General features: G+C 46.7%; 3 protein-coding genes. 2 read left to right on the top strand and 1 reads right to left on the bottom strand.

What is annotated here, in order from left to right; genetic code table 11:
• Window positions 1-491 precede the first annotated feature (491 nt).
• A complete protein-coding gene (locus tag NG833_RS28800) occupies window positions 492-1616 on the bottom strand; it encodes a DegT/DnrJ/EryC1/StrS aminotransferase family protein (protein ID WP_254568701.1) in 1125 nt (374 codons plus the stop codon).
• Between the two features lie 157 nt (window positions 1617-1773).
• Between NG833_RS28800 and fetB the strand changes: the two genes are divergently transcribed.
• Together fetB and NG833_RS28790 are read left to right on the top strand one after the other, a co-directional pair.
• A complete protein-coding gene (gene fetB, locus NG833_RS28795) occupies window positions 1774-2553 on the top strand; it encodes an ABC transporter permease (RefSeq protein ID WP_254568700.1) in 780 nt (259 codons plus the stop codon).
• A gap of 527 nt (window positions 2554-3080) precedes the next feature.
• The gene (locus tag NG833_RS28790; RefSeq protein WP_254568699.1) at window positions 3081-3815 is read left to right on the top strand and encodes a ZIP family metal transporter; all 735 of its coding nucleotides are present in this window, start codon (window positions 3081-3083) and stop codon (window positions 3813-3815) included.
• Window positions 3816-3907 lie beyond the last annotated feature (92 nt).

Genomic DNA, 3907 nt, shown 5'->3' with positions numbered 1-3907 from the left:
TAACTCCTGGGGAAAGAGACGACTAAAGTCGTCACTACGAACGAAGAGAACAACCCGTTTCCCCGTTTGTAGTAACGACTTCAGTCGTTCTCCCCTCTTAACTCCTGGGGAAAGAGACGACTAAAGTCGTCACTACGAACAAACAGAAGAAACCCTTCCCCCGTTTGTAGTAACGACTTCAGTCGTTCTCCCCTCTGACTCCTGGGAAAGAGACGACTAAAGTCGTCACTACGAACAAACAGAAGAAACCCTTCCCCCGTTTGTAGTAACGACTTCAGTCGTTCTCCCCTCTTAACTCCTGGGGAAAGAGACGACTAAAGTCGTCACTACGAACGAAGAGAACAACCCGTTTCCCCGTTTGTAGTAACGACTTCAGTCGTTCTCCCCTCTGAGTGTTGGAAAAGAGACGACGGAGCTCGTCACTACGAACAAACAGAAGAAACCCTTCCCCCGTTTGTAGTAACGACTTCAGTCGTTATCCCCTCTGCGATTCACAACAAAGACTTCAAAGCATAAACCACCTCTTGTTGCTGTTCCTCAGATAACTCAGGGAACATGGGTAGAGAGAGAACCTCCCGAGACGCTTGTTCAGCGATCGCCAAGTCACCCAAGGCATACCCCAACTCTTGATAAATCGGCTGTAAATGCAGCGCCAGCGGATAATAAACCGTCGCTGCAATCCCCGCCTCATTTAACTGCTGCTGAAGCCAGTCGCGCCGTTGACTATTTTTTTCTTGACTTTTTACCCGAATTGTGTATTGATTCCAAACCCCTTGACCTCCGGGTAATTCCTGCGGGGGGATAATTCCCGCCAGAGGTGTGAGGAGGCGGTGATAATTTTGAGCGATCGCCCGTCGGCGATCGTTCCAAAAATCCAGATGGCGTAACTTAATCTGAAGAATCGCCGCCTGTAGCGCATCGAGACGGCTATTAATTCCCACAGATTCATGATAATAACGCCCACTGGCCCCATGCTCTTTTAAGACCCGCATTTGAGCCGCGATCGCCGGGTCATTGGTCGTGACTGCACCGCCATCGCCAAAGGCCCCTAAATTCTTCGTGGGAAAAAAGCTAAAACAGCCTACATGACCCATACTCCCCACCCGCTGTCCCGCCCAAGTCGCCCCAGTGGATTGGGCACAGTCTTCGATGACGGCGAGATTGTGTTGATTGGCGATCGCCATTAACCGGGTCATTTCCACCGGCTGTCCATAGAGATGCACCAGCAGAATCCCCCGAGTTTTTTCCGTAATCGCCGCTTCTAGGCGTTCCACATCCAAATTAAACGTCTCGGGGACAATATCCACAAAAACCGGCGTTGCACCTACCCGGGAAATCGTTTCACTCGTGGCAAAAAACGTGAAGGGGGTAGTAATGACTTCATCCCCAGGGCCAATATCCAGCGCCCTGAGTGCCAGATATAAGGCATCGGTGCCGGAATTGCAGGAGACGCACTCGGTTGTGCCGATATAGGCGGCAAACTGTTGCTCGAATTCGGCCACAACAGGACCGCCAATATAACGTCCCGAGGCCAACAGTGTTAACACTGAGGCTTCTACTTCTTGGGCGATCGTGCGGTACTGCAAAGAGAGATCCAGGGGGGGGATATGATTCACGCCTCTACACCATAAAATTTTGAGATACAATCAGATTTTGCCAGGGGGAGCAACGCAGAAAATGCCAAACTTTTCAGGCATTTTATAGTTAATGGGCGGTGGAGTACAAGTCATCTTTCCCTAAGCATCAGCAAAACTATCACAAATCAGAACCCTCATGGAGCGCATTGAACTAGATTTTATCGATTTGGGATTGGCCCTGGGATTGATGGGGTTGGCGATCGCGCTATCCGCATGGCAGCGCCTGGGATTAGAGGGCCAATTGGCTTTAGCCAGTGCGCGGACGATGATCCAGTTGCTAATGGTGGGATTTTTCTTAGAAGCGGTGTTTACTTGGAGAAATCCCCTGGCGGTGTTGGCAGTCCTGATGGTGATGCTGACGATTGCTGCAATTGTGGCCCGCAACCGGATTAGTCAAAAGATTCCTCGGCTGTTGCCTTGGGTGTGGGGGTCGATTTTCATTAGTAGTGCCATTACTTTGGTTTACGTTAACTTGTTGGTTCTGCGACAGCCAGAAGCTTGGACCAATCCCCAATATATTATTCCTTTGACCGGGATTGTGTTAGGAAATGCCATGAATAGTGGGGCGATCGCCGGGGAGAGATTTGTAAGTACCCTGAATGCTTCCCCGGTGGAAATTGAAACCCATTTGTGTTTAGGGGCGACTCCTATTCAGGCGATCGCCACCTACCGCAAAGATGCCATTCGCGCCGGACTGATTCCCACAATTAATACCATGATGGTGGTCGGACTGGTGACTCTGCCTGGGATTATTACGGGTCAATTACTCAGCGGCGTTAATCCCCTGAATGCCGCCGCTTATCAAATTTTAATTATGTTTATGCTGGCCTTTGCTTCTCTTTTGAGTACCCTGTTGATTACCAAAGGGATTGCCCGGGAGTTTTTTAACTCAGCGGCACAACTTCAAAAATTTTGAAACCCTGGGCCAATTGGCCTGGAATAGGGCGGTTTCGGGGAATTTATTACCCCCGATAGAGGCGGCTTGGTATAGAGTGCAGTTGGGTCACCCAACCCCTATATGATGTTAGAGGGTTTGGTGACCAAATCCCTACATGAAACAACGATTATTCGTCATTGCAATTTACCCCATTGACAGGGTTCGTCCTAATCTCTTCCTCTAGGAGGAACAAATCATCGCTGTTTTCAAATAAAATTATCAGAGTAAACTCTAAAACTTAGAATAATAGTATTGGACTGAACAAAGCCTGTTGTTGTCTGCTCAAAAACCCTAGAAATTTTGGGGATTCAATTCACAGTGAAGGGCTGGCGAATAAATAGGCAGAAAATCTCGCACTTTTGGGTAATTTCATGAATGACCCAAAATTTCAATTGAGATTATTCTGATTAACCCACTCAACACACCCTATCAACTCCCAAATAAAAAAAACAAACTCAAACACTTTAGATTTTTTATAAACTTACAATCGTTCCATAACATTTTTTATGAGCCCTTACTTAAGCACGTTAGCTCTATCAGCAATGCCAGCGATCGGGAGTTATATAGGCGGACTCCTGTCCGAATTTATTCCACCCTCTAAAGGTAATTTAAGTTTAACCCTTCATGCCGCAGCGGGAATCATCCTGTCTGTCGTTGGAGTTGAAATTATGCCTCAAATGTTAGCCGCCGATCCACCCTGGCTAATTTTTTTGGCCTTTGTTATGGGGGGTGGCTTTTTTATCCTGATGAGAAGAGGGATTAACTATTTCCAAAAACACACGAATAAATCCGAAAAGCAATCTTCAGCCTGGGTGATTTTCTTGGCCGTAGGAGTCGATTTATTTAGCGATGGTTTAATGGTGGGTACAAGTTCAACCATTGCCTTTAGTCTCGCCCTAATGGTTGCGGTAGGTCATATCCTGGCTAATATCCCTACGGGAATTGCAGCAATTTCCAGTTTTAAGCAGATTCAAACATCAGCCCTCTTTCGCCAAATGTTATCGGCTTCCTTTATCTTTCCTCCGGTGATTGGTGCAACCCTGGGATATTGGGTGGTCGTGGGTCAACCGGAACTGATTAAATTTATGCTACTGGCATTCACTGCGGGTATTTTGACTACCATAGTTGTAGAAAACATGGTCCCCGAAGCCACCGAAAATGAAAAAGAAAATTATCAAGAAACACTTTGTTTTGTTGGTGGATTTGCTTTTATCGCACTGATTGGTACTTATTTAGGGTAGGTTTAAAATTGGGAATAAATGCTGTAATTAATAATGGATTTGTTGAGACTTAATCTCTTCTGTTTCTTAGACCTCTTGCAAAAGTCTTTAAA

Source organism: Oscillatoria sp. HE19RPO (assembly GCF_024220515.1).
GTDB lineage: Bacteria > Cyanobacteriota > Cyanobacteriia > Cyanobacteriales > Laspinemataceae > Laspinema.
This window is presented reverse-complemented; position numbering and strand designations above follow the sequence as displayed.

Excerpts from the sequence above, each read along its gene's own strand:
- fetB (WP_254568700.1), top strand. The coding sequence starts at position 1,774 with ATGGAGCGCATTGAACTAGATTTTATCGATTTGGGATTGGCCCTGGGA.
- NG833_RS28790 (WP_254568699.1), top strand. The coding sequence starts at position 3,081 with ATGAGCCCTTACTTAAGCACGTTAGCTCTATCAGCAATGCCAGCGATC.